The organism is Pseudovibrio sp. Tun.PSC04-5.I4, from assembly GCF_900104145.1.
In the GTDB taxonomy this organism is placed as follows: Bacteria; Pseudomonadota; Alphaproteobacteria; order Rhizobiales; family Stappiaceae; genus Pseudovibrio.
Map to the genome: position 1 here is coordinate 23,652 of NZ_FNLB01000007.1, position 15,126 is coordinate 38,777.

5 protein-coding genes and 1 pseudogene are annotated in these 15,126 nt (G+C 47.2%); 2 read left to right on the forward strand and 4 right to left on the reverse strand.

Annotated elements, in window-relative coordinates; genetic code table 11:
* Positions 1 to 13: 13 nt before the first annotated feature.
* The gene (locus BLS62_RS26835; RefSeq protein WP_093189765.1) at positions 14 to 1,375 is read right to left on the reverse strand and encodes an aminotransferase class I/II-fold pyridoxal phosphate-dependent enzyme; all 1,362 of its coding nucleotides are present in this window, start codon (positions 1,373 to 1,375) and stop codon (positions 14 to 16) included.
* Positions 1,375 to 8,940: a type I polyketide synthase gene (locus BLS62_RS26840; protein ID WP_093189767.1), complete on the reverse strand. Its 7,566-nt coding sequence runs from the start codon at positions 8,938 to 8,940 to the stop codon at positions 1,375 to 1,377. The genes BLS62_RS26835 and BLS62_RS26840 overlap by 1 nt, the downstream gene beginning before the upstream one ends.
* Before the next feature lie 331 nt (positions 8,941 to 9,271).
* Between BLS62_RS26840 and BLS62_RS26845 the strand changes: the two genes are divergently transcribed.
* Positions 9,272 to 10,246 carry an IS5 family transposase gene (locus tag BLS62_RS26845; RefSeq protein ID WP_093189769.1) on the forward strand — a complete coding sequence of 325 codons (975 nt, stop codon included), beginning with the start codon at positions 9,272 to 9,274 and terminating at the stop codon, positions 10,244 to 10,246.
* A gap of 223 nt (positions 10,247 to 10,469) precedes the next feature.
* A pseudogene (locus BLS62_RS26850) lies at positions 10,470 to 10,679 on the forward strand (IS3 family transposase); the annotation flags it as partial.
* Between the two features lie 181 nt (positions 10,680 to 10,860).
* Here the strand turns inward: BLS62_RS26850 and BLS62_RS26855 are convergent.
* A complete protein-coding gene (locus BLS62_RS26855; protein WP_159436582.1) occupies positions 10,861 to 11,556 on the reverse strand; it encodes an FkbM family methyltransferase in 696 nt (231 codons plus the stop codon).
* Between the two features lie 44 nt (positions 11,557 to 11,600).
* Positions 11,601 to 15,098: an HAD-IA family hydrolase gene (locus tag BLS62_RS26860; RefSeq protein ID WP_093189775.1), complete on the reverse strand. Its 3,498-nt coding sequence runs from the start codon at positions 15,096 to 15,098 to the stop codon at positions 11,601 to 11,603.
* Between the last annotated feature and the right edge of the window lie 28 nt (positions 15,099 to 15,126).

Genomic DNA, 15,126 nt, shown 5'->3' on the forward strand with positions numbered 1-15,126 from the left:
TTGATGCGGGCAATTAGGAAGACATGAGCTGTTGAATTGAGACCGGATTTCCCTCATATAGCTGAACTTCAGCGATCAGAAGTTCAATAGCAAGATCAAGCTGCTGTTGCGTATGCTCTGATGTGATGAAGAAGCGAAGTCGAGCTGATTTCTCTGGCACCGCTGGGTAGATGATCGGCAGAACATTTAGACCTCGGTCAAGTAACCGAGCGGACAGAACAACTGCTTTTAGGGAGTCCCCAACCATGATTGGAACGACTGCGTACCCCTTAGATTCTCCAGTATTGAGGCCTGCTTCTTTCGCCTTTTCCAAAAAATATTGCCCGTTAGATTGAGCGGCCTGAACTCGGCTTGGTTCCTCTTTCATTAGACGAATAGCCTCACAAACAGCGGCTGCAATCGGCGGCGCAATGCCAACGCTGTAAACGAAACCTGACGCTGTCAGTTTTAGGTAGTCCACTAAATCGTTACATCCGGCGATGTAACCACCGCATCCGGCGAGTGTTTTGGAAAACGTTCCCATCCAGATGTCGACATCTTTGGGATCAATCTGAAAATGCTCACCAATACCGCGCCCTGTTTCACCCATAATGCCGATGGAATGTGCCTCATCGACCATCAGCCATGCACCATATTTCTTCTTAATAGAAATCAGGCGTGGCAGATCCGGAAAATCTCCGTCCATGGAGTAAACACCTTCAACAACAATCAAAGTGCGTTGGTGTTTATGTGCTCTGAGCTTAAGAATGTCCTCCAGCGCTTCCAGATTATTATGCAGAAATGACTGCCGCATAGCGCCGGAAAGCTTGGCTCCGGTCACAATACTGTTGTGAATATACGCGTCATGGATAATCAGATCGTCAGCCTGCATTATTTGCCCGATACAGGTGACGTTTGTTGCGTGGCCACTCACAAAGGCAACAGAATTGTCGACGCCATGCATGTTTGCAATAAGTTGCTCCAGCTCTGCATGAATGAGCCGTTCCCCTGCGACGACACGGCTTGCACTGGCTGAAATACCATAGCGGTCTACCGCTGCTTTAGCTGCCTGCTGAACTTTTGGATGCCCGTTGAGGCCCAGATAATCGTAGGAGGCGAAATTAACGTATGTCTCGCCGTCAATCTGCGTTGTCGCGCCTGCCCGTGCATCATGGGCTCTAAAAAAAGGGTTGTTGATCTGCAAAAGATCACCAACGGCTTTCTGTAGACGAATTTCTTTAAACCCTGGAAGATCCGCAAACTTAGGCGCAACGGCAAGAGCACTCGCTGTTTCCTCGGCTTTAGGCTTGGCAACCGCGTTTTTTGATCGGCGCACTGCACTTAACGCGTTCAGCCGATCGTCCTTGCTCAATTTCATTTGTTTTTGTTTGGTCATCAATTCAAAATTCGTGCAGTTTTATTGTGTTGGGTATCTAGGATATCGCGAACAACAGACTGCTGTCCTTCATCCAGATCATTGGAGAGGTGCTGGCTTGCCAACACCGAATGGGAGCCATCTTCTTTGGAGTGCTCTCCGATTTCACGTTTGCGGAGTTTTTGTAAAATCTGCGTTGCAAAATCATCCAGGCATGTGCCTCCGGAGATGGAAGTTAGCGGAATTTCCAAGTCGAAGCGTTTTTTAACTCCCATGCGTAGTTCCAGCCCCATCAAAGAATCCATGCCTAACTCTGCGAGTGGGCGTTGGAAGGAAATGTCCTCTACCGGCAGGCGGAGGATATGAGAAATCTCTCCAGCCAGCAGGTGCGCCACAATTTTCTTGGCGTCCGCGTCTGTCTTACCGTCGATGAGGGACATGATGTCTGTTTTGCCTTCACCGTCATTGCCAGCTTCACTGCGAGCGACAATCTCCTTAAAGAGAGGCTTGCTTAGCAGCGGCAGTGATTGATGTGCGGAAGCCCAAGCAAATCGGCCAATATAGATTACAGCATTGGCCGTCCGCCCATCATCTTGCTCCATCGAGAGCTGTAAAATGTCCAGACCTTCACGTGCGTTGATGGTAGCCTCGCCCAGATGTCTGGAGAGTTTGCCAGAGACATCTTTATTTCTGGCGAGGAAGCCAACGTCTCCAATAGCACCCCAACCTACAGCTATTGCGGGTTTACCAGCCTGACGGCGCGCTCTTGCAAGGCCTTCCAGATACCCATTAGCTGCAACGTAGTGGGACTGGCCCGGATTGCCGACCAAAGTGGTTGCAGAGGAGAATAGGATGAACTGGTCAAGCTCGTCTTGTGCCGTCAGTTCATTCAGTAAGCTGGCACCTTGAACCTTTGGCTCGAGCACTTTGCGGAAGCGGGCCTCATCTAACTGCTGCATGATCCCGTCATCCAGAACCATTGCAGCATGAATGATGTTTTTGATTGGCGCAGTGTCACGGTGTGCTGACAACATGTTGTGAACGGCAGTTCTATCTGTCACATCACAACTCACGGCGGAAACTGAAATGCCTTTTCCAGCCAGTGTCTCAATTAGATTTTGGTGCAAATCGGATATGGTTGCAGACCGACTTGTCAGTGTGATGCGCTGAGCGCCGTTGTCCGCCAGCCAGCGGCAAATCTCCAACCCAAATCCACCAAGACCACCTATAACGATGTGATGCCCTTCTGATGAAAATCTAAGCTTGCTATGGACCTGAGGAACCTTGATTTCATTTGGCTTTGGCGGTGTAATCAGGATTTTACCGATATGGCCGGATCGTTGCATCAGACGAAAAGCATCCTGAACGTCGCGACCTTCAAAACTCAGGTAAGGCAAAGGCGTAAATGTACCGTCCTTGATGAGGGCAAAGACATCTTCAATCAACTTGCGCGCCAATTCACTATCGTGCAGCAAGATCTGATCCAGGTCGATACCAAAATACGACACATTGCGGCGGAAGGGGCGCAAACCAATTTTTGTATTGGCGTAATAATCGCGCTTACCCAGCTCAAGGAAGCGTCCAAACGGCCGAACAACGTTGATACTGGCTTCCATGGCTTCCCCGGCAAGCGAATTGAGTACGGCATGTACGCCTTTTCCGTCGGTGAGTTCCATCACCTCATCAGGAAACTCAAGATTACGGGAATCCATAGTATAATCTGCGCCTAGCAGACGTAAGATTTCCCGTTTTTCTTCCGTTCCTGCTGTCGCAATGATCTTCGCGCCCACATGCTTTGCAATCTGAAGAGCAGCAAGTCCCACACCACCTGCTCCGCCATGGATAAGAACCCATTGATCTGCTTTAAGGTCTCCCAGGTGGATGAGGGAATAATAAGCGGTCAAAAAAGCAACCGGGTAGGTCGCAGCAGAAATAAGCTCTTGGCTCTGGTTAAGTTTAGCTACTGCAAATTGAGGGCACGTCACATAAGAGGAGTAGCCACCAGATGTGAAGGCAACAACCTTATCGCCAACAGTTAACCCAGAAACATCAGAGCCAACACGCGTCACTGTTCCCGAAATTTCCAATCCGAGATTCGGCCCGCCATAACCATCTTCGAGAGCTTCCTCTGGCAGCAGCCCTAAGGTCCACATGACATCTCGGAAATTGAGGCCTGTAGCAGCCACAAGAACTTCAACATCACCCTCGGAGGGTTCAACTCGGAGCTGGTTGCGCCAGCTTAAATGATTGATTGAGCCAGTCTCGGTAAGGCACAGTTCTACGTTTTCTGCCGCTTGCAATGAGGCCGCACCAAACCCTGATTTAACGCGCGATACCGCGTGGCTTTGCTGGGTACTGTGAAATTCTGTTTCATGACCTTGATACAGCAGCGCCTCAATAATATCGGAGGCAATACCTGAGGCGTCCTGATTTAAACGGACATCAATCGAGACAGGGTTCAACTCCGGCGCTTCATTACCAAACACACGAGCAAAGGCCCAAGCAGCACTTTGCGCTGGAGCTTCCGTTTGCGGATTATAACCACTTCCACCAGGGGCGATGAGGGCAAGTTGCCCCGCCAGATCAGGGTATGCTTTGACGAAACCAATGCATGTTGCGCAGCGCTTCATGACCTGATCGACGGGACTGTCCCCAGTCTCTGCGAGGCCATAAAGGTGCACAATGGTTTTCAACTCAGCTTCCAGAAGTGGCACACCCAAAAGTGCGGCCTCCCAGCCACTTGCTTCGTTTAAGTTGAAACGGCTGTTATCAGCATCAATGACTGTGATGTCGCATGTCGATAAACGATTGTCGTTTTGCAGGGCCTTTGCAATATCGAGCTCTAGTTTCGCATTGCCAGCAACAACAACGATTGAATGGGATTGCGGCAGCTTGGCTGCCTGGTCCTCAGTTGCGATCACCAAAGCCGGTATTGCTGTCGCCTGCAGCACAACAACACAAGCGCCTTCTTTCATAGCCTCAATAGCGACAGGCTTTCCGAAAGCTTTATCATCAATTTGATCTATCCATTCTTTGCAAGTCTTAAGTGGACCAACAGGGAAATGATCTGAAATGGAAGCTGCAAACCAATTTGGCGTCAGGCCGAACGTTACATCGTGAAAAATATCGGTTGGTGGTTCAATTGCGATAAATTGCCCTCCATCCAATAGTAGTTCAGAAAGCTTTTCAAAAAGCTCTGGTTCGTTCTGCAAAGCTGCATGCAACAGGCCAGAGGAGGCCGCAATGTCGTAGGGGCCCTCAGCCATGATGGCATCCCATAAGTGGCTCTTGTCCGGATCGCTCCCATCGAAAACTGTGATATTAGGCTCGTCAACAACCCCAGCTGCCAAACGGGCTGCGCTTTTATGATTGTTGTCTAGAATGCAGATCTGAACTAGGTTGTGTGGAACAATCTGCAGAATGTCTCGGGCGAGGCCCAGACCGGAGCCTCCCAGATCCAGAACACGCAACGGCGTATTTATATCCCAGTCGGAAAGAACGGATTTTAGCCGCTGTGCAAGACAATCTTTGCGTATTTTTGCTTCACAGGAAGAAAACCAGTACTGTTCCAGCATCGCACTGGAATGCTCAAGACTATCCTCTTCCAATGCGCCGTGACCCACCCCATCCAAAACACGTTTACGGCTGATGGAAAGCAGGGTGGCAGCCGCTATGTCCTGAGGGCTTTCTTCCAGTATACTCGCAATCAGCAAGTCAAATTCTGGAATCTCAAAATCAGTAGTAAGTTCATAACGGCCATTACCACACTCAGTTACAGCGCCTGCATTTTCCAAGATTGTCAGCAGATTTACAAAATATCTACGATGGTGGATTGGGAAACTGTCAACTTCAACGTTCTGTTCGTTATCAACAAATTTGGATAGGATATCAAAAGCGGCGCGTTGAGCTGCTGCATTCAGAAGCAAGTAAGTTTCTCGTTCTGCGTCATCGGAGGCTATCTGGAAATTTTCTGTCACATATTCTTCAGTAGGAGAAAACGATTGGGCTAGTGTGTTATTCTGCGCAGCTCGATCTCTAACCAGAGCTGGCTCGATCCGGTAAATCAAGTCTGATGGGCTGTCTTTCCGGCCAAGCTCTGTTGCTCTAAAGCGACCACCGGAAATCTCAATAATAACCCGGTCAGTTTCATCAAAAATCTGAAAATCAGCTAAAATGGAAAGCGCAGAGGCACGTTTTATCTTAATCTGGACATATGCTGGTGAAACTCCAGTCAGGTACTGGCGAATATTTTCAAAATAGATTGGGACGTAAGCTTTTGGTCGATTGTTTCGAGAATCTGCCTCTCGAAACAAGGCAAGCAAGCCATGAAAACAGCCGTCAAGCTCGGCAGGATGAATTCCAAACGGAGAAGAAATTTTATCTTCATCCAACGCAGCAAGATGAACAAGAAACGTACTCTCATCAATCTGCGATATAGTCTGCGCACGTTGAAAACTTGGACCAAATTCCAGTCCATATTTTAGAGCGTCATCGTAGATATCATGTCCGGAACTAACGAGCAGCGCAGATCCATAGTCGACTTTAATAGCAGCCGCGGGCTTTGCTACCCGGCCTACGCGGCCAACCGCGTGAAGGGTCCAGTCATCACCGCTCAGACGCATCCGGCTAGAGATTTTGACTGTACCGGTTTCCGCAAAAATCTCAGTTTGGACTTCTGTCAGGAATTCGTCACTTAAAACCATCGCCTGCACGATGTCCAAGGAGCGTAGCTCAACGGCACTAGTTTCAAATAGGGTTTTTCCAGCTGCAAGTGCCATTTCCACATAACCAGCACCGGGGAAAATCATCTGCCCGTTTATGACGTGATCTTGCAAAAACGGAACAGTGAACCTGTCGAGATGCGTGGTCCAGAGATTGTAATTCGCATTCGGACGCCAGCCTAACAAAGGGTGTTCACCGCCTCTGAAGAGCTCCATGTTGGATTCACAACTGTTCTCAAACCGGTAGCTTTTATTTTGCCACGGCAAGCCGACTAGCGCGACAGGCTTATCCGGATTGGATCCAAACAACTTGTCAGTGTCGACTTTGATGCCAGCCAGAAACGCGCGTGCGATCAGATTGAGAACCGGATCAATGTCGATGATTTTCTCGCCTGGAAGGCTTTGAAGCACTGATCCGTTCACGCCTTTTCCGGCGAAAACCTGACGCAAGTAACTTTGTAGAATTGGCTTTGGACCAATCTCGATGATGATATCTGCGCCAAGATCGATTGCTGTTGCAACAGCCTTGGAAAACAGAACTGGTCTACGCAAATTCTGCCACCAGTAATCAGCATTAAGATCCTGCCCCTCACTCAAGGAGCCTGTCACGGTAGAAATGTACGGTATGCAGTTTGAGGTTGATACGACCGTCCCGATTTTATTTCGGAATGGGTGCTCAACTGTTTCTACCAGTTCGCTATGGAATGGATAGTTGAGGGCAACTCTTTTGAAGGCAACATGATTCTCGCGGGCATATTTTGCAAAACTATCCAATTCTTCGCAGCTACCAGACAGGCTTACAGATTTAGGACTGTTTTCTGCTGCCACCTCAATCGTAGTGAAGCCGCTTTCTGCAATTAGGCGCCGTGCCTCTTCCGCAGGCAAGACAAGCGCAGCCATAGTTCCTTGACCGGCGACAGCTTCTTGCTCTACAGAGCGATGATAGACGAGTTTAACGGCACCTTCCAGCGTAATTGCGCCGGCAACATAAGCAGCGGCAACTTCGCCTATGCTATGGCCGAGTACGATATCCGGCGTAACAGCATAATCCTGCATTGCCTGACACAGCGCTACCTGGATGGCGAAAAGTAGTGGTTGGGCCCTGCTGGTTTTCTGAAGGTCTTCTTCCAGCGTCTCGCTAAAGAGCTCAGTTTTGAGAGACCAGCCGGAGAGGTTCTCAAAAAGAGCGTCAACTTTTTCAATTGTGGCGCGGAAGGTGTCGTTAAATGCGTAAGCATCTCGTCCCATTCCTGCCCATTGAGCCCCATTTCCAGAAAATGCAAAGGCGCATTTTCCCGACCCAATAGATTTATTGGTGTAGTCTACGCGAGAGTTCGTTTGCCCTTCTGCGAAGTCAGAAAGAGCTGCTTGCATAGATGTAGCATCCTGCGCCTGGAAAATAGCTTTTTCCAGAAACAAGCGTTTGCGATGATAGCTCGTCGCGCACACATCACGGATGCTGAGATCATCCAGTAAAGCACTATTAGAGTAGGCTTTTGCAAGCTCGACCAGCGCTTCCTTGCTCGGTGCGGAAAGCAGTAGACTATGGGTAGCAGCTCCGTCTTCGACCTGTTCTTCTTGCTCGTATGCAGATTGAACAGGGTCGGTAAGTATAACATGTGCGTTGGTGCCGCCAAAGCCAAAGGAGTTGATGCCTGCATACCGAGGTGTTTCTTCCCGTGTTAGTGAAACACCTTCGGCTGCAACTTGAATATTCAGCGTTTCAAAGTCTATATCCGGATTAGGGTCCTTGAAATGCAAACTGGCCGGAAAATAATCGTTTTGAAGCGCCAGAACAGATTTGATCAAACCCACAAGACCAGAGGCGGGTTCCAGATGACCCACATTGGTTTTAATAGATCCAATCGGCAATGGGGCACTGCGTTTTTGCGCGAGTGTTCGCCCGATAGAGCCTGCCTCCGCAGGATCTCCGACCCGTGTTCCGGTGCCATGCGCTTCAATAAAGGCGAGCTGGTTGGGGTCAATATCATGTTTTTGATAGATGCGCTCAAGCAGCTTGGCTTGCTCAACATCAGAGGGTAGAGACATACCTATTGTCCGCCCATCGGAATTTACATCAACCGCCACAATGTCGGCATGTGAGCGCTGCCCCTTCCAACGTGGAGCATCTTTTCTGCGAATGACGAGCACTGCACCGCCTTCGGACCGAACATAGCCGTTTCCGTTCGCATCAAAGGCCTTACACTGCCCGTCCGGTGAGAGCATAGTGGCCTGTGCAAACCCAATAAACGGGAACGGGCTAGCCAGAACATTTACGCCAGCAACAATCGCAGTATCAATTAGGCCGGAACTTAAGGCGAGATAGGCCTCGTGTAATGCCACCAGCGATGATGAACAAGCGGTATCTACAGTGAGGCTGGGCCCTTTTAAATCATAAATATAAGAGAGCCGGTTAGAAACAATTGAGAGCGTATTACCGGTCATAAAGTGGCCGTTCGCCACATTAGGATCAAACAGGCTTTCGCTGGCATAGTCGAGCGCCGAAGTGCCTACGTAAACACCCACGTTCTCACCAACAATTTCATCAGGAGAGATCCCTGCATCCTCAATGGCTTCCCATGTAAGTTGCAGCAATATGCGCTGTTGAGGATCCATTTGCTCTGCTTCACGCGGAGAAATGCCGAAGACAGATGGGTCAAAATCCCATAGGTCGTCAAGCACACCTGCTTTGAAGGTGTAGGCCTTGCCCTGCTCTGAAACTCTGGGATGTTCATATCTGAAATGAGACCAGCGATCCTTAGGAATTTCAGTAATACTGTTGCGCTCGGACCTTAATAGGCTCCACAACGCATCCTTGTTTGAAGCCCCTGGTACACGGACAGATAGACCTACAATTTCGAACACGTAAAATTACTCACCCACTGCAGCAAAACGGCATTGTATTAAATGGCTACAACTAAATCCTTTATGTTCATATATAGCTTAGGATCCAAATAACGTTTTAAAAAAAAGGCACATCAACAGATATTTCGTATGCGTACAGCTTTACTGTATTTAATAATTACTTACTTAGAAGCTAATTTTATTTAAATTTAATTACTATCGTCGTGAACTGATCTGGTAATCCCCCTGGAATTGGAAGCCGTACGCAAAATCACAACGTCAAGCGGCCTTGTTGCAGGGGTCGCTCAGTGTTTGTAATTAGAAGGCTTGTTCGTCTTCATAAAGCTATCCGATGCCCCACAAGTTCAACGCTAGCCGTCGTCACAAATTTGACAAGAAGAAATATCGTGTCACGAACTGGCGTGACTATAACGAAAGTCTTCGTAATCGTGGTGATTTGACGATCTGGGTCAGCCGTGAGATTGGGAAGGAGTGGTCAGCGCAGCGCCGGACCACTCGCGGAGGGCAACGCAAGTATTCTGATTTAGCCATTGAGGTATGCCTAACACTGCGTAGCGTATACGCTTTGGCGTTACGACAGTCGCAAGGATTTATGCGCTCTGTGGTTCGATTGATGCAAGTTGATTTGTCAGTTCCAGATTTTTCAACGTTGTCCCGGCGAGCCGGTGGCTTGCAGATTACCAAGCCAGCAAAGGCCAGAACAGAGCCGGTGCATCTTGTGGTCGACAGTACTGGTGTCAAGATCTATGGCGAAGGCGAATGGCTTCAAAACAAACACAAAACCAAGGCAATGCGGCGATCCTGGCGCAAGCTCCATCTTGGTATGGACTTGAACACTGGCGAGATTGTATGCTCCGATCTCACCTATGAAAATGTAGGTGACCCGACCGTCCTGCCTGACCTTCTGGATCAGGTTGACGGTCCTGTAAATAAGTTTTTAGGCGATGGAGCCTATGACGGTGAGCCAACACGAAGGGTCCTTGAGACACGGTATGGAGATGACGTTGAGATTATCATTCCCCCACCCAAAACAGCTGTTTTAAGTCCTGAGGCTGACCGGAATCCGTCATCGCGAGATAAACATATTCTTGCGATCAAAGACAAAGGGCGCCTCGGTTGGCAAAAACAAACAGGCTACAATCAGCGCTCGCGAATTGAAACGCAGATGGGACGCTGGAAGCAAGTCATCGGCAACAAACTGAAGGCACGCACCTTTAACAATCAGAGGACCGAAACAAAGATTGGCGTTAGCATTCTCAACACAATAACCAAACTCGGCAGGCCCGCGTTCGAAGCAATCCCATGACCTGAATTTACGGGTTTGGGCGTGCTTTAAGCTATTCACGACCCCTGCAACAAGGCCACGATTACGAAGACTTTCGTTATAGTCACGCCAGTTCGTGACACGATATTTCTTCTTGTCAAATTTGTGACGACGGCTGGCGTGGAACTTGTGGGGCATCGGATAGCTTTATGAAGACGAACAAGCCTTCTAATTACAGACACTGAGCGACCCCTGCAACAAGGAGTGCCATGACAATGCGCCTATGGAGAGTTTCTTTGCCTCACTGAAAAAGGAACTGGTGCACCGTCAGCGGTTTAAAACGCGAGTTCAAGCCAAGGCTGCAATCTTTGAATACATCGAGGTCTTCTATAACCGCCAGCGCCGCCATTCCGGCGTCGGATATCAGACGCCGCAACAGGCCTTCAATAATATGACTTGGAAAATGGCCGCATAGGGTCAATAATGAAACTGTCCGGTTTCAGGGACGAAGTTCAAAAATGTGTCCGGAGAAAACTATTGCTGCCAAATTCAGGTTAAGTTGATAGCGTCGTCTGATAACGGTGATTGATTAATAGGAGCTTCGGGGGTATTTCTCCGTGGTTCCTATTTTGTTCGCTCTAAGCGTACGGTTTTTGTCAGATCTTGTCCTCGCCCCTATTACGAAGAAATATAAGATTTAGACGTCCTCTATAGATCAAGATGTAATTATTACTTTCAAGAATCTCACAAAATTCCTTTGACAATTCTGGTTGTCCGGGAACGATATATTCGACTACTATTACTTCAGGTTGAGCAATTCTGAAATCTATCCGTTTAAGGACTTGCAGATCGTAACCCTCTACATCGATATTTAGTAGATGAAGCTTCCTGTTCTTTTCCAGAAAGTTCTCCTGAACTAAATCGTTAATGTCTACTAGGGCAATGTCTTCAGAAGAAATTATCTTAGCACCGCTTCCATTCACGCGTTTCCAAGAGTCAATGAATTCTAAGGAAAAGGTCGATAGGAGATTATTCTCGGTAATTCTAAATTTCGCGGTATCGCGTTCATCAAACTTGGCGCCAGCAATGATAACCCGATCTCTAGGGCGATGCTTTTTGAATAGTTGAGCCATCTCCCGATTGGGCTCAACTGCCACGCCTGAGGCACCACATCTATAAAATAGGTATGTATTACTGCAGTGGACTGGGTGATTTGCTCCAATATCTAAGTATGACCAGTCGCGAAATCGCTGTTGCTGAAACCTAGCTTTGAGCAAGCCGAAGACAACAAGATCTTCGGCATGTTGTCCATAGAAGTGGGGGACATTGATTGGATTTTCGATGTCTCCCATTTCGAGCCGTACTAGCTCGTGCTTCTCATTCGGATTTCGCCAATTCATGGGAATAGAAGTTTCCCTATTCGATTATATTTCGGTTCTCGCAACTGCTCGAAGAAGTATTGAGGATTTCGATCAAAGTCTACAAGATCCTTCTTGTTCCCAAGTTTGCCGACAAAATATCGGACAATCGGTGCATAAACCAAACGCCAGGACTTGTAGGCTCCCTCCTCTGGCTGCTTCTTTCTGGCTGCAACTGAGGCCTTCGGTTTGAGGACGCGCATTCCCTCTTTCCAAATGGCAACTCCGGTCGAAACGCCCTTGGCGTTCCGCTCGATGATTGATCTTGCCTGATGCCCTGAGTAATTATTATCAAATTTCAAATCAGCGAGCATTGACGCCTCAAGAATGCTTGGAGAGTGCATGATCTTGGAATAGAGATAGCTTTGCAGCTGAGTACACCAGCTTGCGTTATCTTCAATCAAGTTACAGTTGGTGATCCAGTATTGTGAGAATTCGAGGGCCCCTACATGAATCTTTTGAATTATTAGCTCGTGCCTCTCATCAACTGACTGATCACGAATGACGCCAACCCTGCCATTTTTATCAAATTGATAGTCTAGAGCACTACCCTTGCCTTCGTTGAGCAATGTTTCAAGGATTAGATTAAACTTCAGGAACGGATCAGCTTCCCTATCTTGTGGAACTAAGTTTCGTTTATAGAAAACCTCAAGATTTTCGATCGGATCTTCGCCCCAATTGTTTGAGTAGCTCATGAAGAACCGCGGAATCAGCTCTTTACTAAACAAGGGGTTGATCTTCCTGTGTATAGTTCCCTTATAGCCAAAATCTACCGCGATGGTGGTCAATGTGGTATCAACACCATGTTGGTCGAGCAACTTTATAAAGCGCTCGCGTTTCTGATTAAACCTTTCTTGTATATCCCCCCAGTTTTCCAGTGCAGATTGTACAGCGATCTCATAGATTGCCATTTCAGGCACGCTCTTGACCTTTATATTGGCAGGACCACTTTCTGACCATTTTGTCATTTCGGATTGTGAAATTTCCCTCGTCAACAGCATAAAACGCTGTTCAAGTAGATCTCTCAAGGTCTTGTCTTTTGGAAAATCATCAATTCTAATCTTGCGGAGATCTTCTGGCTGGAAAATATCCACACCACTGAGCGCGGCCCTAGATACTGGCAAATAGAACGCTTTCGGTCTGTACGCATCCCGGCGATCGACTAAATTTTGGAGCATTTCAAAGGGCAATTTGGTGTCCCGAGCAAAGAACAGTACCTGGTCAACATTCATGTCTTCGGCTTGTTCAAGAATCCATTTAGCAAAGAAATGCATGATCGGACCAATGAGCAGAAAACCGAACTCTTCTTCGTTCGCAATCAGCTCCATTGACTTGCTTGCCGCATTCCGCCTTTCACCCGCTGCAAAATACTGATTGGCATGACCACAAAGGATCGCGCTTGTGACAACAGACTCTCTTATTGCAGCAAGATTGAAACGCCGCTCCATGAGAACTTCATTGAGTAAAGCAGGTCCTGATTTCAGATGACGCGCATCGATCCCCTTCGAGTTCGCCATCTTGATATCGCCGTGGGCATTGTCACCAAAATGAAGAATCTTTGATCGGTCCAAGCTCAACTTGCTGCAAACATGATCAAACAGCTCGCCGGAATGTTTCTTTTTTCCAACGTCACTAGAAACATAAATATGATCCCAACTCGAAATACCGCTATGCAATAAGACTTTTTCAACAAAGCGGGTTGGGTGAATGAAATCGGAAATAATCAGGACTTTTTTTCCAGATTCTATGGCCTGATTATACAACTCCACCCCAATTGGACGTGGACGCAAGCAGGAAATCTCGACCTCTTGCTCTAACGCGACTAGATCGGGAGCCAGCCCAACCGGAAGCCCATAGAGACTGAGTATTTCTTGATATACATCTTGAACCTGAAGTTCATCCGTTTCAGCATTGTCTTCATTATCAAGCTGGAATCGTAATTTTCTTTCTTGCCCCGCGCGATTACGAGCAAAAGAGGTAATAAAGTCCTTGCTAAGCTTTTCGTCAAACTTCTCTTCCAATTGCTTTTCAATAAGGTCAAAAATTTCCGCTGGCCGAAGTACGGTGCGGCAAACTAGTGTATCAAACACATCAAATGAAATAGTATCATATTTACCAGAGGCAATTACACTCTTGTGGCCTTTAATTCGTTTGTGCGCAGGGCTGATTTCCGCAGTATGAAGTTTTTTAAAGTTTCTTTCGCTCGCAGAGGTATTCCCGCTTTTGATGATACTTGCAAAATCATTGTTAACAGCTTCAAATTCAGGGAATTTTTCGATTCCATTCCGTTTACGCCTTAGGTAGAAATCATTTAATATATCCAGAACGTATCCGGAATCATTCTTAATTTTATCCCAGAGGAAGTTGGTTCTATACAGATAGTTGGCAATGAACGGATTGATGTTTCTATTCTCAGCGTCTTCACCTACTTTCGGTTCTTTATCTGACAGGTAGGCCAAATGTGAGTTGGACATAGAGTAGAGTTTCTTGCCAAAGAACTTAGCCTGAATGCCCAAATTACTCGAAACGGCATATACTGAATCTACGTTTGGGATGATGTACTGAGAAATACTATCAATATGATTGAATTTTTTATCATGGATGAAATTTTTATACTTATCCCTGAGGTATTTTTCATTACTCTCCGTAATGACAGTTTCTGCAGTAAGTTTACTTATGTACTGTGTGACGTAGCAACTTATATCTTGATCAACATTTGAAAGAACGGTTTTGAGATATTCGAACTGATCTTTAAAGTCGCAATTGTCTCTCCAGCCAAAATAGCTTGAGATCTGCAATGGAACCAATGCTGCCCGTTCTATATGCTTGTCCTTCGTCATAAAGGAGAAGGCCTCATAAGTTCCGATCTTATCAAAGTGATCGACATAATATTGGCGCAACCTATTGAGTTCTAGGAGGACCTCGTCGGGCGCGGTAAACTCATCTATATTCTGATCTGCATACCAACAATCTTTATAGAGGCCAACAGGGTCAATCGAAATCATTTTTGGGTATGGAGGCCGCATAAACATACCGGGCATTAGGTCAAGCACCAGAGCGTCGGGATACATTGAACGGAAATAATAAGTGGGGGCTTCCCAACAAATTATGATGTCCGGTTGCCAGTCACCCAGTGCGTCTTGAATGACTTCAGACAGAAGGCTTTCCTGTTCGAGACTGAAACTTTCCCGGTAGGACTTAATCATGAAATTGTCGAGACGCTCTGCGGTCAGGCGCTTGCAGTCAATTTCAGCCATGATGTCTGGGGAAATCCCAGAAGATACAACCTCATTTACAACTCGACTACCAACCCGCTCATTAACAAGGAGCTTGACACTGATCTGTTTGGCTTCCAGAAGGTTTTTTGCAATCGGAATCAGATAATTGACATAGCTGCCAACTCGGAAATCTGGATCGCTAAGGTCTGTACCAAGGTTGGAAAGGAGTAATATGCGGGAAAGTTTGCTATTTTTCATATTCGTTCTCAAATAAGCGACCTGCGGG